Genomic DNA, 13,871 nt, shown 5'->3' with positions numbered 1-13,871 from the left:
TTCGGCCGCGCCATCGGCTCGTTCCAGGGCATCAAGCACAAGCTGGCCGACATGTATGTCCGCAACCAGCTGGCGCGCGCCCACGCCTGCTACGGCGCCTGGGCGCTGGAGTCTGCGCCGCAAGCCTTGCCGGCGGCCGCGGCGGCCGCGCGCCTGGCCGCCTGCGAGGCCTTCGAGTTCGCGGCCAAGGAATGCATCCAGACCCATGGCGGCCTCGGTGCCACCTGGGAGGCCGACCCGCATCTGTTCTACCGCCGTGCACGCCTGTTGCAAAGCCTGGTCGGCAGCCCGGCGGATTGGCGCGAGCGCCTGGTCACCGAGTTGTGCGAAATGGTGGCCAGCCCCGGGTAAGCCCAGGGCAAACCCCTGCCAGCCGGCTATTTACAGCCACAGCGTGATCGCATAAGCTGATCAACATAGTTAACTAAGTCAGCGACCAAGAGGGTGATCTTGGCGCCCCGGAGAAGCCCGATGTCCCGAGATCCGCGTTTTGTCTTCAGCATGGATTCACACGTGGTCGAGCCGCGCGGCCTGTGGCAGGAAGGCCTGCCGCCGGCGCTGCGCGACCGTGCCTTGCGCGCCGAGCGCCGCGAAGGCTACCTGGTGATGACGGCCGATGGCCAGGACCTGCACCGCATGCAGGTGGGCGACGGCAATTCCGACAACCCGCGCATCGGCGGCACCAACCCTGCGCTGCGCTTCCAGGACATGCAGCGCGACGGCATCGATGCCGAGCTGCTGTTTCCCAACCTCGGCATGATGTGCTACGCCATCGACGATGCCGAGCTCAGCTTCGCCTGCATGCAGGTCTACAACGACTGGTTGATGCAGCAGTTCGGCGCGCATGCCGACACCTTCGTGCCCTGCGCCGTGCTGCCGATGCGCGATGCCGGCCAGACGCTGGAAGAGTTCCAGCGCGTGGTGGGCCTGGGTTACCGCGCGGTGATGCTGCCGACCTTGCCGCCGTTGGGCCTGCGCTACAACACCAAGGACTTCGACCGGGTCTGGGCCTATGCGCAGCAGCAGAACATTCCGCTGGCTTTTCATGTGGCCTCGGGCCTGACGCCAATCACCGAACGCGGTCCGGGTGCGGCGATCATCAACTACATGCGGCTGGGCTTTGCCACCGAGGAGTTGGTGACCTACATGGTGGCCGGCGGCGCGCTCGATCGGCACCCGGGCCTGACCATGGTCGTCATCGAGGCAGGCGCCTCGTGGATGGTGGCGCTGGGCGAACGGCTCGACGAGGTCAACGAGGCGCACCAGTACTACATCAAGCCCAAGCTCAGCCGCAAGCCCAGCGAGATCCTGTACAGGCAGGTCAAGGCCACCTTCCAGTTCGACCGCGCCTGCCTGCAGACCATCCCCATGACGGGCCACGAATGCCTGCTGTGGGCTTCCGACTATCCGCACATGGAAGGCACCTTCCCGCGCTCGCGCCAGGTGATCGACGAGGTCTTCGGCGGCGCCGGCCTGGCGCCTGACATCGAGGCCGATATCCTGGGTGGCACCGCCGCGCGCCTGTACGGCATGGTGCCCCGGCGGCTGGCCGACAAACTGGGTGCCTGATGGCTGGATGGCTGGATTGCCTGAGTGCCTGAGTGCCTGATTGCCCGATCCCGGAGACACACATGACCACCCAACTCAAGCTCCCCGCGCCGACGCGCGATGTGGAACAAGGCCAACGCGATCTCGCCGAATACGGCCTGTGCGTGCACGAAGGCTTTGTCGAAGGCGAACAGCTGAAAGCGCTGCGCGAGCGCCTGGTCGAACAGGCCGAGCTGGAATGCGAATACGGCGTCGGCTTGCTGTCCAGCCAGAGCCGCGGCGCGGGCACCTGGTACGGCCGGCCCGAGCCTGGCGCGATGCCGGGCTGGCAAGGCATTCCGGCGCTCTACAACAAGGGCCGGGTGTTCATCGATTACCTGAAGCACCCGCTGTTCGCGGCCTACAACCAGCAGCTGTTCCGCGGCGCCTCGTGGCATCTGTCGGCGATGACCGGGCTGATCGTGCGCCGCGGCGCCGAGCCGATGGTGGTGCATGTGGACCAGCAGTTCATGCCCTGGACGGAGGTCCCGACCTATCTGAACTGCATGCTGTGCCTGACCGAGTTCGAAGAGGTGATGGGCGCCACGCGCGTGGTGCCCAAGAGCCACCTCGGCGGCTATCCGAAGCAGGCCTACAGCGCCGAGCGCGGCGCGCACAACCCCGAGCCGATTGGCACCGTGGCGGTCGAGGCACCGGCCGGCTCGGTGATCTTCTTCGAAAGCCGCACCTGGCACCAGTCCGGCATCTCCACCTCGGACAAGACCCGCCTGTCGCTGACCACGCTGTGGCAGCAGCACTGGGTCAAGCCCATGGACAACATTGCGCTGAACCTGCAGCGCGAGGTGCATGCCGGCCTCAGCGCCGACGAGCTGAAGCTGCTGGGCTTTTGCGCCGAACCCAGCGGCCGCATCGAGGCCGCCACGCCCGATGCGTTCCAGAACACCAACCGCAAGACGCCCTACGTGCCCGAGCTGCGCCGCGACAGCGCTGCGCGTCCGGTGGCACTGGACGGCATGGGCGACCGCAAGAACCGCGACGACGATGCGCGCGCGATGGGCCTGAAGGCGAACTGAGCGATGAAACTGGGTTTTACGCCGGAACAGGAAGCGCTACGCGCCGACTTCGCCAGGCTGCTGGCCCGCGGCGATCGGCGCGCCGCACTGGCCGATACCGGTGTCGCTGCCGGCAACACCGGCCCGGCCGATGCGGCACTGTGGCGTGCGTTGGCAGAAGGCGGCTGGCTGGCGGCGGCCTGGCCTGAGTCACGCGGCGGCAGCGGCCTGGACGCACCCACGCTGTGTGTGCTGGCCGAAGAAGCCGGCCGCGCCTTGAGTGCCGTGCCCTTTGTCGCCAGCGCCTGCGCCTTCGTGCATGGGCTGCAGCTGGCCGATGGGGAGGGCATGGCGCCCGATGCGCTGGGCGCCGCGCTGGCCGATGGGTCGGCTCGTGGTGTGCTGCTGACCGACGACTGCTGGCCGCAGCCGCCGCAGTTGTCCGGCGCCGGCGTCCTATCCCTTGAATTGAGCGGCTGCGCGCGCCAGGTGCCCGATGCCGCTTCGGCCACGCATGCCCTGGCCTGCGTCGGCGAAGGCGAGGGCGCTCGCCTGCTGCTGCTGCAGTTGCAGTTCGACCAACTGGCAGCACCCGGCGCCGCGCTGGACCTGCTGCATCCCAGTGGTGACCTGCACTTTGCATCGCATGCCGCGCAGGTGCTGGCCCGCGGCGCCCAAGCCCTGGCGCGCTGGCAGGCGGCCTGCGATGCGCAGGCGGTGTTCGTCGCCTTCGAGCAGCTGGGCGGCGCCGAGGCCGCGCTGCAGGCGGCACGTGCCTACAGCCTGCAGCGCTATGCCTTCGGCCGCCCGATCGGCTCGTTCCAGGCCTTGAAGCACCTGATGGCCGACATGCTGGTGGCCGTGGAGCTGGCCCGCTCCAACTGCCTGTACGGTGCCGCGGTGCTGGCCTCGCGCAGCGATGAGTTGAGCGAGGCCGCTGCCGTGGCCCGCATCTCAGCGACTGAAGCCTTCCGCAGCTGTGCCATCGGCAGCACCCAGGTGCATGGCGCCATCGGCGTCACCTGGGAGGCCGATTGCCACCTGTTCTACCGGCGCGCCCAGGCGCTGGCCGGCACCCCCGGCTCGCTGGCGAGCTGGAAACACCGCCTGGTCGGCCTGCTGCAGCAGCGCGCCGCGGCGGCCTGAACCTTTTCGTCCGCGCCTGCCCATGCTGCCCACCGATCTGCCCGCACAGCACGCCTTCCGCATGGAAGCGCGCGACTGGATCCAACGCAACGCACCCTGGCCGCTATTGCCCAAGATACGCGGCATGCGCTTTGCCGGCCAACCCTTCGACAGCGAACATGAATGGCTGGCCGTGGCGCGCGACTGGCAGCGCCGCAAGTACGAAGCCGGCTGGGCCTGTCTGGTCTGGCCGCGTGAGTTCGGCGGCCGCGGCATGGGGCCGAGCGAGAACGTGATCTTCCAGGAAGAAGAGGGCGTGTTCGCCGAACTCTTCGGCCCCTTCATGATCGGCCAGGGCTTTGTCGCGCCCACGCTGATGGCCTACGCCAGCGCGGCCGACCAGCGCCGCTTCCTGCCCGCGCTGGCCAGCGGCGAAGCCATCTGGTGCCAGATGTTCAGCGAACCCGCAGCCGGCTCCGACCTGGCCGGGGTGCGCTTGCGCGCCACGCCCTGCGAAGGCGGCTGGCGCCTGAATGGCCAGAAGGTCTGGACCTCCGGTGCGCACCACAGCGCCTACGGCATCGTGCTGACCCGCAGCGACCTCGACGTGCCCAAGCACAAGGGCATGACGATGTTCTGGGTCGACATGGCCAGCCCCGGCCTGCAGACGCGGCCGATCAGGCAGCTGTCGGGCGTGAGCCACTTCAACGAGGTGTTTTTCGACGATGTCTTCGTGCCCGATGCGCAGCGCCTGGGCACCGTGGGTGGCGGCTGGCAGGTGGCGCTGACCACCTTGTCGAACGAGCGCATGACGCTGGGCGCCAGCACGCCGGTGGGCTTCGACGAAATCTTCGAGCTGGCGCGCCAGCCGGGGGCCGATGGCCACGCGCCGATCGAAAGCGACGCGGTGCGCGAGCGGCTGGCCGACTGGTACACCAAGGTCTGCGGCATGCGCTACGGCGTCTACCGCATCCTGTCGACGCTGGAGCAGGGCGGCCAGCCCGGCGCCGAGGTGGCGGTGGGCAAGCTGGTGGGCGCCAGCACCACGCAGGACATCGCCGCTTTCGGCCTGGACCTGCTGGGTGCCAGCGGGCGCAGCGCCGGCATCGACGATGCCGTCAGCCGCTTCCACAGCATGTTCTGCTTCGGCGCCATTCATCGCCTCGAGGGTGGTACGGATGAAGTGCTGCGCAACATCCTGGCCGAGCGTGCGCTGGGGCTGCCGGCCGAGCCGCGAAGCGATCGGGGTGCGTTTCGGGACATACCGACGGCGCCGGGTGCTTAGCATGCAAAGTACGCGCAGTTCAAGAGCCTCGCTGGTCTCGCGCCGGCTTGTCGGCGGGAGCCTGTGACATGAGCGAGCTTGAAATCCTCGCCGCGCCGCGCCCTGCAGTCGACCCCCGCGCCTTCCGCAACGCGCTGGGCTCGTTCACCACCGGCGTCACCATCGTCACCACACGCGATGCCCAGGGCCGCGACGTGGGGCTCACGGTGAACAGCTTCAACTCGGTATCGCTGGAGCCGCCGCTGGTGTTGTGGAGTCTGGCGCGCAATTCAGCCAGCCTGGAAGCCTTTGTCGAGGCCGAGTACTTTGCGGTGCACATCCTCGGCGCGCAGCAGGAGCAGTTGTCCAACCGCTTTGCGCAGCGCGGCATCGAAAAGTTCGCCGGCGTCGAAGTCGCCCGCGGCCTGGGTGGCGTGCCGCTGTTGCCGGGCTGCGCGGCGCGTTTCGAATGCCGCACGGCCTACCGGCATGAAGGCGGCGACCACGAGATCTTCGTCGGCGAGGTGCTGAGTTTCGAGCATTTCGATCAGGCACCGCTGGTGTTCCAGCAAGGCGGCTATGCGGTCGCGGTGAAGAAGCCCCGCCGTGCCCAGCCTGTGGCCACGCCGGAGTCGCCCGAGGGCAGCTTCAGCCGCAATGCGCTGATCTACCTGCTGGGCAGCGCGCACGCGATGCTGCTGTCGCTGCTGCGCCCGGCGCTGCAGGCGCGGGCGCTGGCCGACGACGACTACTTCGTGCTCAATGTGCTGAGCCTGGGTGAAGCGCGCACGGTGGCTGAACTCGATGCGCTGATGGCCCTGGCCGGCCGCCGCGTCGAGGCGCGCCGCCTGCAGTCGCTGGTGGCGGCCGGCTGGGTGCTGGCACTGCCCGGCGCGCGCTTCCGGCTCAGCGACACCGGCGTGCGCACGATGGTGGAATTGGCGGCGGTCGCGAAGGGTGTCGAAGAAGACGCGCTGCAGCAGATCGACTACAGCGAAGCCCATCTGTTGAAGCACTTGCTCAAGCGCGTGATCCGCAACACCGCGCGCGATGTGCCGGCGTTGTGGCCGGCGCCGGCTGCACCATCCAGTGATGGATGACCTACACCATCCAACGATGGATGACCGAACTCACGCCAGCAAGGGCTGATCGGGCTTCACTCCAGCAAGTCGATCGCCCGATCCACCGCGAAGTTCTCGCGGATCAGCTTGTCGATCGACTCCAGGTGCTTGCGCCAGAAGGCCTCGGCGCCATCGGCATCGCCGGCCTGGATCAGTGCCAGCAGCTTCTCATGGGTCTTCAGCCCGCGGCTGCGCGAGGCTGAGTCGAAGCGTTCGACGTTGGCCGCCAGCGCCGAGGTGGCGATGTGGCTCTCATAGATGTGCGTCAGCATGTTCATCAGCAGGATCAGCGGCAGGTTGCCGGTCAACTCGATCAGGCTGCGGTGAAAGCGTGCCGAGGCACGCGAGAACGCCATCTCGTCCTGGCTCTGCAGCGTGGCGCGCTCTTGCTCGACGATCTCGGCCAAGCGCAGGCCGGCCGCCTTGCGGGCCGTGCTGGCCACCAGGTGCACGCAGGAGGGCTCGATCAGCAGTCGGGCGCCGAAGATATCGGCCAGTGTGGTGCCTCGGTTTTGCAGCACCAGGCCGAAGTGGCGCGCCGCCAGCCGCGGATCAGGCGGGTGCACGCGCGGGCCGCCGCGCGAGCCGCGTGTGACGGTGAGCAGGGCTTCCGATTCCAAGATGCGCAGTGCCTCGCGCAGCGTCGGGCGGGAGACCGAGTAGCGCTCGACCAGTTCGCCTTCGGCCGGCAAGGTATCGCCTTCCTTCAGCTCGCCGCGCACGATCTTGCTGCGCAAGTCTCGGGCGACGAGTTCAGCGGTCTTCGGTACCCGGAACTGCTGCTCGTCCGACCGCATGTCCAGCGAACGGCCGAAGCGTTCTTGCGGTTCTGTGTTGGCCATATGGTTAGCTCAGGTAGACAAGTTGCACATTATCGCGCCAGCACGGTCACGACACAGGCGCCGCCCAGGCCGACGTTGTGTTGCAGCCCCGCGCGGGCGCCGGGCACCTGGCGCTCGCCGGCCTCGCCACGCAGCTGCCAGACGATTTCTGCCGTCTGCGCCAGGCCGGTGGCGCCCAGCGGATGGCCCTTGGACAGCAGCCCGCCCGACGGGTTGGTCACCACCCGCCCACCATAGGTGTTATCGCCATCGCGCACGAACTTTTCGGCGCCGCCTTCGGGGCACAGGCCCAGCGCCTCGTAGCTGATGATCTCGTTGGGCGTGAAGCAGTCGTGCAGTTCCACCACCTGCAACTCGTCGGGCCCGATGCCGGCCTGCGCATAGGCTTGCTGCGCGGCGCGGCGGGTCATGTCGGCGCCCACGCCGGCGATCATGCTGCCTGCGTCGAAGCTGCGCTGGCCGTCTGTCGTCAGCGCCTGGCCGGCAATGGCCACGCAGCGGCCCAGCAGGCCCTTGCGCCGCGCATAGTCGGCCGAGACCACCACCGCCGCGGCGGCACCGCAGGTGGGCGGGCAACACTGCAGCCGTGTCAGGTCGGCAAATACCGGCGGCGACGCCAGCACCTCTTCCACTGTGGTCGGTTCGCGGAAAACCGCCAGCGGGTTGCGCGCTGCGTGCGCGCGCGACTTCACCGAGATGCGCGCGAACAAGTCCTTCGCGGGACCGTACTTGCGTTGGTATTCGCGGCCGGCACCGCCGAAATATTGAGCTGCGATCGGCGCCTTGGCATCCCAGCCCTGCACCGTGCTGACCATGCTGTTGAGCACGCCATTGACGCCGGGCCGGTCGTTGAAGGGCGAGGCCAGCGGGCCCGAGAGCATCTGCTCGAAGCCCAGGGCCAGCGCGACATCCACCACGCCGCTGGCCACCGCCTGGCGTGCCAGGAACAGCGCGCTGGAGCCGGTGGCGCAGGCGTTGTTGACATTGATGATCGGGATGCCGCTCAAGCCCAGCGGGTACAGCGACTGCTGGCCCGAGGTGGTGTCGCCGATCACAAAGCCGACGTAGGCCTGCTGCACCTCGGCGTAGGCTATGCCGGCATCGGCCAGTGCGGCACGCGCGGCTTCGGCGGCCATGGCGTCATAAGCGGCGCTGCGGCCGGCCTTCGTGAAGCGGACCATGCCGACGCCGGCAATCTGGGGTTTTTCTGTCATCGGGTCTCCACGGATTTCAGTTTGGCTGTTCGTCAGTATAGTTAACTAGGTTAGCGACGTTGAAGCCATCCGGTGAAACCCCTCGATCCCGAACAACTGCTGCACTGGCCCTTGCCGCCGGTGAGCCAGCGCTATACCGAGCGCGATGTCATCCTCTACGCGCTGGGCCTCGGCGCGGCCAGCGGCAATCCGGTGCCCGAGCCGCGCCGGCGGCTGGTCTACGAAGGCGCGGCGGGCGGGCTGGCGGTGCTGCCGACGCTGGCCGCGGTACTGGCCACCGGGCCGTTCTGGATGCAGGACCCGGCCACCGGCATCGACTGGCAGCGCCTGCTGCACGGCGAACAGCGCCTGCAGCTGCACAAGCCGCTGCCGGCCGCAGCCAGCGTCACTTCCACCCAGCGCGTGCAGGCGCTGATCGACAAGGGCGCCGGCAAAGGCGCGCTGATGCTGCTGGAGCGCCAGCTGCACGATGCGGACAGCGGCGAACTGCTGGCCACCATCGGCAGCACGGTGTTCCTGCGCGGCAACGGTGGCTTCGGTGGGCCAAGCAGCGGTGCCCCGCTGGCGCATGCACTGCCCGAGGGACGCGCGCCCGACCTGCAGCACGAACATGCCACGCGCCCCGAGCAGGCGCTGCTGTACCGCTTGAGCGGCGACTGGAACCCGCTGCATGTCGACCCCGACGTCGCGCGCGCCGCCGGTTTCGACGCGCCCATCCTGCATGGCATGGCCAGCTACGGCATGGCCGGCTGCGCCGTGATTGCCGCGCTCTGCGACGATGAACCAGCACGGCTGAAGCGGCTGGATGTGCGCTTTGCGAGCCCGATGCTGCCGGGCGAGACCCTGCTCACCGAGATCTGGCGCGAAGGGCCGGGCCGGGCGTCGTTCCGCGCGCGGGTGACCGGGCGCGACCGGCTGATCCTCAACAACGGCTACGCCGAGTTCGATTGACCTTCGATTGAAAGGAACACGCTCCATGGGATTGCTCGACGGCCAGGTGGCCATCATCACCGGTGCGGGTGGCGGCCTGGGCCGCGCCTATTCACTGTTATTGGCCAGCGAGGGTGCGGCGGTGCTGGTCAACGACATGAATGCCGAGGCCGCGCAGCGCGTGGTGGCCGAGGTGCTGGCCGCCGGCGGCCGCGCCGCGGCCTGCATCAGCGACGTGACCACGCCCGAAGCCGGTGAGGCCATCCTGCAAGCGGCCCAGCAGGCCTTTGGCGGCGTCGACATCCTGGTCAACAACGCCGGCATCCTGCGCGACAAAAGCTTCGCCAATCTGGCCGAAGAGCACTGGGATGCCGTGCTGCGCGTGCATCTGAAAGGCGCCTTCTGCGTCACGCAAGCGGTGTTCCGCGCAATGAAGGCGCAAGGGCGCGGCGGCGTGATCGTCAACACCGCGTCGTCGTCCGGGCTGGGCGGCGCCTTTGGCCAGACCAACTACGGCGCGGCCAAGGCCGGCGTGTGGGGCTTCTCGAACTGCCTGGCCCTCGAAGGGCAGAAGTACGGCATCCGCGTCTGGACCTTGTGCCCGGCCGCCGCGACGCCGATGACGCAAGGCCTGATGACACCCGAGATGGTGGCCAACTGGTCGCCCGAGCGCGTGGCGCCGGTGCTGCTGTACATGGTCAGCGCGCTGTCGGGCACACTGACCAACAAGACCCTGTTCGCCTCCGGCAGCAAGGTGATGGAGCTGAAGATGGTGTCCGGCCCGGCGCTGCCCAACCGCCCGGGGCTGACGGCGCGTGACCTGGCCGACGCGGCCGAGGCGCTGTTCCTGCCCGATGCGCCGCTGGACTTCAACGGCTGAGCGCCTGAACGAACCCTCGGAGACGCCATGCCCGTTACCACAACGATTGTCACGATCCAGGTAGACGACCATGGCGTGGCGCTGCTGTTGCTGGATGACCCGGCACGTTCGAGCAACGTCACCTCGCCGGAGCTGACGGCCGAGCTGCTGGCCGCGATAGACCGGGTGGCCAGCGATCCCGCCATCCGCGGTGCGGTGATCGCGTCGGGCAAGCCGGGGCGCTTCATCGCCGGCGGCGACATCCTGGACTTCGTCGGTGCGCACGAGCGCGGCATGAGCAACGCCGAGGCGCACGACATCAGCCACCGCTGGAATGTCGACATGCGGCGCATCGAGCGTTGCGGCAAGCCGTTTGCCGCGGCGATCAATGGCCCGGCGCTGGGTGGCGGCTACGAGCTGGCGCTGTGCTGCCAGCACCGCGTGCTGGTGGACGACCCGAAAGCCGTGGTCGGCCTGGTGGAAGTGGGCATCGGCCTGCTGCCCGCGGGCGGCGGCAGCCAGCGCCTGCCGCGGCTGATCGGCATCGACGCGGCGCTGCGGGCCATGATCGACGCACGGCGCTGGAGCCCGCACGAAGCGCTGGCCGCCGGCCTGGTGGATGCCGTGGTGCCTGCCCATCGCCTGATCGAGGCGGCCATCGAATGGGTGCACGACGCGGCGCAGCGGCCTGTCGTCGCGCGCCAGCCCTGGGCCGGCCGGCTGGCGCCCACATCGCAGTGCCTGCATCCGCTGCGCCAGGCCTGGGAAGCGGAGATTCAGCGCCGCTTCGAAGGCCACTATCCGGCGCCGCCGGCACTGCTGCGCGCGGTGTTCGACGGTGCGCTGCTGCCGCTGGACGAAGCGCTGGCGCTCGAGTCGCGCTGTTTTGCGCCGCTGCTGCCTGGCGTGGTGGCGCGCAATCTGATGCGCACCGGCTTCGTCTTCAAGGCGCAGGCCGACAAGCTGGCGCGCGTGGCCTTGCGCAAACTGGGCGACGAGGCGCCATCGCCCGAGGCCGCCTGGCCCGAGCTCGATGGGCCGACCTGCGCCGCGCCCGGCCAGCGCGGTGCGCAGCTGCTGCTGTGGCCCAGCGCTGCCCATGCGCAGCTGGCCGAGATCCTGCAGCCCGCTGCGGCCAGCCCGGCTGCAGTGCAAGCGGCGCTGGCGCAGGCTGCGAGGCGACGCCTGACTCCCGTGCTGCTGCCGGCCGGGCAAGCCTCCTTCGTGCAGCGGCTGCGTCTGCGCTGGCAGGCCGAAAGCACGCACGCGGCAGAAGCCACCGATGCCGCCCGCGCCAACCAGCAGCGCCTCGGTACCGCGCTGGAAGCCGCGCAGGCCCTGGCCGAAGGCGCGATCGGCAGCGCGGCCGATGCCGACCTGGCCTCGGTGCTGGGCGCCGGTTACCCGGCCTGGACCGGTGGCGCGCTGACCCACATCGACACGCTGGGTGCGCGGGCTTTCGTGGCCAACTGCGACGCGTTGGCGCGCCATCTGGGCAGCTGTTTCGAGCCCGGCGCCGCGCTGCGCCAGCACGCCGCGCGCGGCGCGGTATTTCATCGGCCTTCAGCGCTGATCACACCGCCTGCAGCGCTTGCGTCAACATCGGTATCGGCGCCAGGCACAGGCGGCAAGGCAAGCCACGCGATGGCTGCCACAGCGAGCGCAAGCGCCTGCCCAACGGAGTTTCGAAGATGAGTCAGCGTGTCTTGTTGATGTTGGCGTTGGTGCTGGCCGAAATCGTCAGCGCCGTCGAGTCGACGATGATCTTTGCCGCCCTGCGGGTCTTCAACCGCGAATTCGGCAATCCGGTGGCGGTGGGCTGGACCATCACCGCGTTCCTGCTGGTGGCGGCCGGCTCGGCGGCGGTGTGTGCGCGGCTGGGCGACATGTACGGCCGCCGCAAACTGCTGCTGTGGTCGATTGCGCTGGCCGGGCTGGGCTCGGTGATCAGCGCCATGTCCACCGGCGCCGCAGGCGTGATTGCCGGCCGTGCGGTGCAGGGCCTGGCCGGCGCCGTGCTGCCACTGTGCTTCGGCCTGGTGCGCCAGCACTTGCCTGCGCCGCAGGTGCAGCTGGGCGTGGGCATCGTCGCCGCGGCGGCCTTTGTCTCCGGCGGGCTGGCCATCGTGGCCGGCGGCGTGGTCATCGACCATCTGCACTGGCACTGGATCTTCGTCGTCGGCGCCGGCACCGCGCTGCTGGCCTGGCCGGCCGTCTGGCTGTGGGTGCCGAGAGATAACGTGCAACAAACGCGGCAGGCGATCGACTGGCCTGGCGCACTGCTGCTGCTGCCGGCGCTCACCGCGCTGCTGCTGGTGCCCACGCAGGCCAAGAGCTGGGGCTGGGTGGATGCACGCACGCTGGCGCTGGCCGTGGCCGGTGCGGCCCTGCTGGCGCTGTGGGGCCGGCATGAATGGCGTTGCGCTGCGCCCTTGATCGATGTGCGCCTGCTCGGCCGCCGGCAGCTGGCGCTGGCGAACGCGGCGATGGTGCTGCTGGCGCTGGGGCCGATGCAATCGGGCTTCGTGCTGTCGTCGCTGCTGCAGCAACCGGCGGCCACCGGCATCGGCCTGGGCTTAAGCGCCACCACGGCCGGCGCGGTGCAGGCGCTGCCGATGGTGCTGGCGGTGTTCATCGGGCCCCTGGCCGGCTGGCTGGCACAGCGCAGTGGCGCCCGGGCGCCGGCCATGTGGGCCTGCGCGGTGCTCTTGGTCGGCTGGAGCGGCGTGGCGCTGTGGCAGGGCACTGTTCCCTGGGTGGGCATGATGGCCGCACTGTGCGGCACCGGCCTGGCGCTGGCCTATGCGGCGGCGCCGATGTTGATCGTTGAAGCCGCGCCGCCCGACCGCACCAGTGAATCGACTGGCGTCTCGTCGGTGCTGCGCTACCTGTTCAATGCCGTCGGCTCGCAACTGGTGGCGCTGATGCTGGCATCTTCCACCGTCAGCGACGCGGCGCTGGGCCCGGGGCGCTTTCCGTCGGCAACGGCGTTCGAGCTGACACTGCTTGTGATCAGCGGGCTGGCAGGGCTGGCCTTGCTGGCCGCCTGGGCGCTGCCACGGCCGGGCGCCAAACCCATGCGTGCAGCACAAGGAGCGATGACATGAGAGGCATTGCAGGCAAGGTGGCCCTGGTCACCGGTGGTGCGGCCGGCATTGGCGCGGCAGCGTGCCGGCGCCTGGTGGCCGAAGGCGCGCGCGTCGCCATCGGCGACATCGACCACGACAAGGCGCAGGCGCTGGCGGCCGAACTGGGTACCGATGCATTGGCACTGGCCTTCGATGCCGAAGACACCGATTCGATCAAGGCGCTGGTCGACAGCACGGTGGCGCACTTCGGCCGGCTCGACTTCCTGTTCAACAACGCTGCGCTGGTATCGCGTGAAGTGATCGGCCAGGACAGCAACCCGGTCGACATCGATTTCGCGATCTGGGACCGCACGATGGCCGTCAACGCGCGCGGCTACCTGGCCGGCTGCAAATACGCCATTCCGCACATGCTGAAGACCGGCAGCGGCGGCGCCATCGTGATGACGGCCTCGGGCTCGGGCCTGCTGGGCGACCTGAGCAACATTGCCTACGCCGCCTCCAAGGCGGCGATCATGAGCATGGCCCGCACGGTGGCCACGCAGTACGGCAAGCAGGGCATCCGCTGCAACGCCATCAACCCGGGGCTGATCCAGGTCGAGGCGCGCAAGAACATGCCGGCGCCGGTGGTCGAGATCATGTTGCGCAATACCCTGGTGCCGCGGCTGGGCCTGCCCGAGGACATCGGCGGCATGGTCGCCTTTCTGTGCAGCGACGACGGTGCCTTCATCACCGGCCAGGCCATCAATGTGGACGGCGGCCTGCAGTCGCACATGCCGTACTACGCGGACTTCGCGAGCGGCGGCGCCAAGTGGAGCTGACCCGGCAGA

General features: G+C 69.1%; 13 protein-coding genes. 11 read left to right on the top strand and 2 right to left on the bottom strand.

Translation table 11 applies throughout. The features are described from left to right. From VLK61_RS10225 to VLK61_RS10200, 6 genes are all read left to right on the top strand, one after another. A partial coding sequence (locus tag VLK61_RS10225; protein WP_325420794.1) for an acyl-CoA dehydrogenase family protein occupies positions 1-351 on the top strand: 351 nt, incomplete at its 5' end. Positions 352-471: 120 nt separating this feature from the next. Further along, positions 472-1,569 carry an amidohydrolase family protein gene (locus tag VLK61_RS10220; RefSeq protein WP_325420791.1) on the top strand — a complete coding sequence of 366 codons (1,098 nt, stop codon included), beginning with the start codon at positions 472-474 and terminating at the stop codon, positions 1,567-1,569. A gap of 62 nt (positions 1,570-1,631) precedes the next feature. Continuing rightward, positions 1,632-2,621, top strand: a complete 990-nt coding sequence (locus VLK61_RS10215; protein WP_325420789.1) for a phytanoyl-CoA dioxygenase family protein — start codon at positions 1,632-1,634, stop codon at positions 2,619-2,621. A 3-nt stretch (positions 2,622-2,624) separates the two neighbouring features. Beyond that, positions 2,625-3,746, top strand: coding sequence for an acyl-CoA dehydrogenase family protein (locus VLK61_RS10210; RefSeq protein WP_325420787.1), 1,122 nt, complete (start codon positions 2,625-2,627; stop codon positions 3,744-3,746). Between the two features lie 22 nt (positions 3,747-3,768). Next, the gene (locus VLK61_RS10205; RefSeq protein WP_325420785.1) at positions 3,769-5,010 is read left to right on the top strand and encodes an acyl-CoA dehydrogenase family protein; all 1,242 of its coding nucleotides are present in this window, start codon (positions 3,769-3,771) and stop codon (positions 5,008-5,010) included. Positions 5,011-5,078: 68 nt separating this feature from the next. Continuing rightward, complete coding sequence (locus VLK61_RS10200) at positions 5,079-6,089, top strand: flavin reductase family protein (protein ID WP_325420783.1); 1,011 nt, start codon at positions 5,079-5,081, stop codon at positions 6,087-6,089. 56 nt (positions 6,090-6,145) lie between these two features. On the opposite strand, the gene VLK61_RS10195 is transcribed toward VLK61_RS10200, so the two are convergent. Both VLK61_RS10195 and VLK61_RS10190 read right to left on the bottom strand, forming a co-directional pair. Beyond that, a complete protein-coding gene (locus VLK61_RS10195) occupies positions 6,146-6,952 on the bottom strand; it encodes a FadR/GntR family transcriptional regulator (protein ID WP_325420781.1) in 807 nt (268 codons plus the stop codon). 29 nt (positions 6,953-6,981) lie between these two features. Beyond that, positions 6,982-8,166 (bottom strand): thiolase C-terminal domain-containing protein, encoded by a 1,185-nt coding sequence (locus VLK61_RS10190; protein WP_325420779.1) that lies wholly within the window; start codon positions 8,164-8,166, stop codon positions 6,982-6,984. Positions 8,167-8,238: 72 nt separating this feature from the next. Here VLK61_RS10190 and VLK61_RS10185 point away from each other — a divergent pair, with 72 nt between their 5' ends. Genes VLK61_RS10185 through VLK61_RS10165 form a run of 5 tightly spaced genes read left to right on the top strand, consistent with a single transcriptional unit; the run spans position 8,239 to position 13,862 of the window. Further along, the gene (locus VLK61_RS10185) at positions 8,239-9,117 is read left to right on the top strand and encodes a MaoC/PaaZ C-terminal domain-containing protein (RefSeq protein ID WP_325420777.1); all 879 of its coding nucleotides are present in this window, start codon (positions 8,239-8,241) and stop codon (positions 9,115-9,117) included. A gap of 25 nt (positions 9,118-9,142) precedes the next feature. Next, positions 9,143-9,976: an SDR family NAD(P)-dependent oxidoreductase gene (locus VLK61_RS10180; protein WP_325420775.1), complete on the top strand. Its 834-nt coding sequence runs from the start codon at positions 9,143-9,145 to the stop codon at positions 9,974-9,976. Positions 9,977-10,003: 27 nt separating this feature from the next. Next, positions 10,004-11,650 (top strand): enoyl-CoA hydratase-related protein, encoded by a 1,647-nt coding sequence (locus VLK61_RS10175; protein WP_325420773.1) that lies wholly within the window; start codon positions 10,004-10,006, stop codon positions 11,648-11,650. Continuing rightward, positions 11,647-13,062 carry an MFS transporter gene (locus VLK61_RS10170; RefSeq protein ID WP_325420771.1) on the top strand — a complete coding sequence of 472 codons (1,416 nt, stop codon included), beginning with the start codon at positions 11,647-11,649 and terminating at the stop codon, positions 13,060-13,062. Before VLK61_RS10175 ends, VLK61_RS10170 begins: the two co-directional genes overlap by 4 nt. Continuing rightward, on the top strand, positions 13,059-13,862 hold the full coding sequence (locus tag VLK61_RS10165) for an SDR family NAD(P)-dependent oxidoreductase (RefSeq protein ID WP_325420769.1): 804 nt from the start codon (positions 13,059-13,061) through the stop codon (positions 13,860-13,862). Before VLK61_RS10170 ends, VLK61_RS10165 begins: the two co-directional genes overlap by 4 nt. Positions 13,863-13,871: the final 9 nt, after the last annotated feature.

Source organism: Aquabacterium sp., assembly GCF_035476535.1.
GTDB lineage: Bacteria > Pseudomonadota > Gammaproteobacteria > Burkholderiales > Burkholderiaceae_C > Pseudaquabacterium.
The sequence above is the reverse complement of the archived record's forward strand: the minus strand, read 5'-3'. Positions and strand labels throughout refer to the sequence as shown.

Excerpts from the sequence above, each read along its gene's own strand:
- VLK61_RS10205 (WP_325420785.1), top strand. The coding sequence starts at position 3,769 with ATGCTGCCCACCGATCTGCCCGCACAGCACGCCTTCCGCATGGAAGCG.
- VLK61_RS10210 (WP_325420787.1), top strand. The coding sequence starts at position 2,625 with ATGAAACTGGGTTTTACGCCGGAACAGGAAGCGCTACGCGCCGACTTC.
- VLK61_RS10190 (WP_325420779.1), bottom strand. The coding sequence starts at position 8,166 with ATGACAGAAAAACCCCAGATTGCCGGCGTCGGCATGGTCCGCTTCACG.
- VLK61_RS10195 (WP_325420781.1), bottom strand. The coding sequence starts at position 6,952 with ATGGCCAACACAGAACCGCAAGAACGCTTCGGCCGTTCGCTGGACATG.
- VLK61_RS10220 (WP_325420791.1), top strand. The coding sequence starts at position 472 with ATGTCCCGAGATCCGCGTTTTGTCTTCAGCATGGATTCACACGTGGTC.
- VLK61_RS10180 (WP_325420775.1), top strand. The coding sequence starts at position 9,143 with ATGGGATTGCTCGACGGCCAGGTGGCCATCATCACCGGTGCGGGTGGC.
- VLK61_RS10175 (WP_325420773.1), top strand. The coding sequence starts at position 10,004 with ATGCCCGTTACCACAACGATTGTCACGATCCAGGTAGACGACCATGGC.
- VLK61_RS10200 (WP_325420783.1), top strand. The coding sequence starts at position 5,079 with ATGAGCGAGCTTGAAATCCTCGCCGCGCCGCGCCCTGCAGTCGACCCC.
- VLK61_RS10170 (WP_325420771.1), top strand. The coding sequence starts at position 11,647 with ATGAGTCAGCGTGTCTTGTTGATGTTGGCGTTGGTGCTGGCCGAAATC.
- VLK61_RS10215 (WP_325420789.1), top strand. The coding sequence starts at position 1,632 with ATGACCACCCAACTCAAGCTCCCCGCGCCGACGCGCGATGTGGAACAA.
- VLK61_RS10165 (WP_325420769.1), top strand. The coding sequence starts at position 13,059 with ATGAGAGGCATTGCAGGCAAGGTGGCCCTGGTCACCGGTGGTGCGGCC.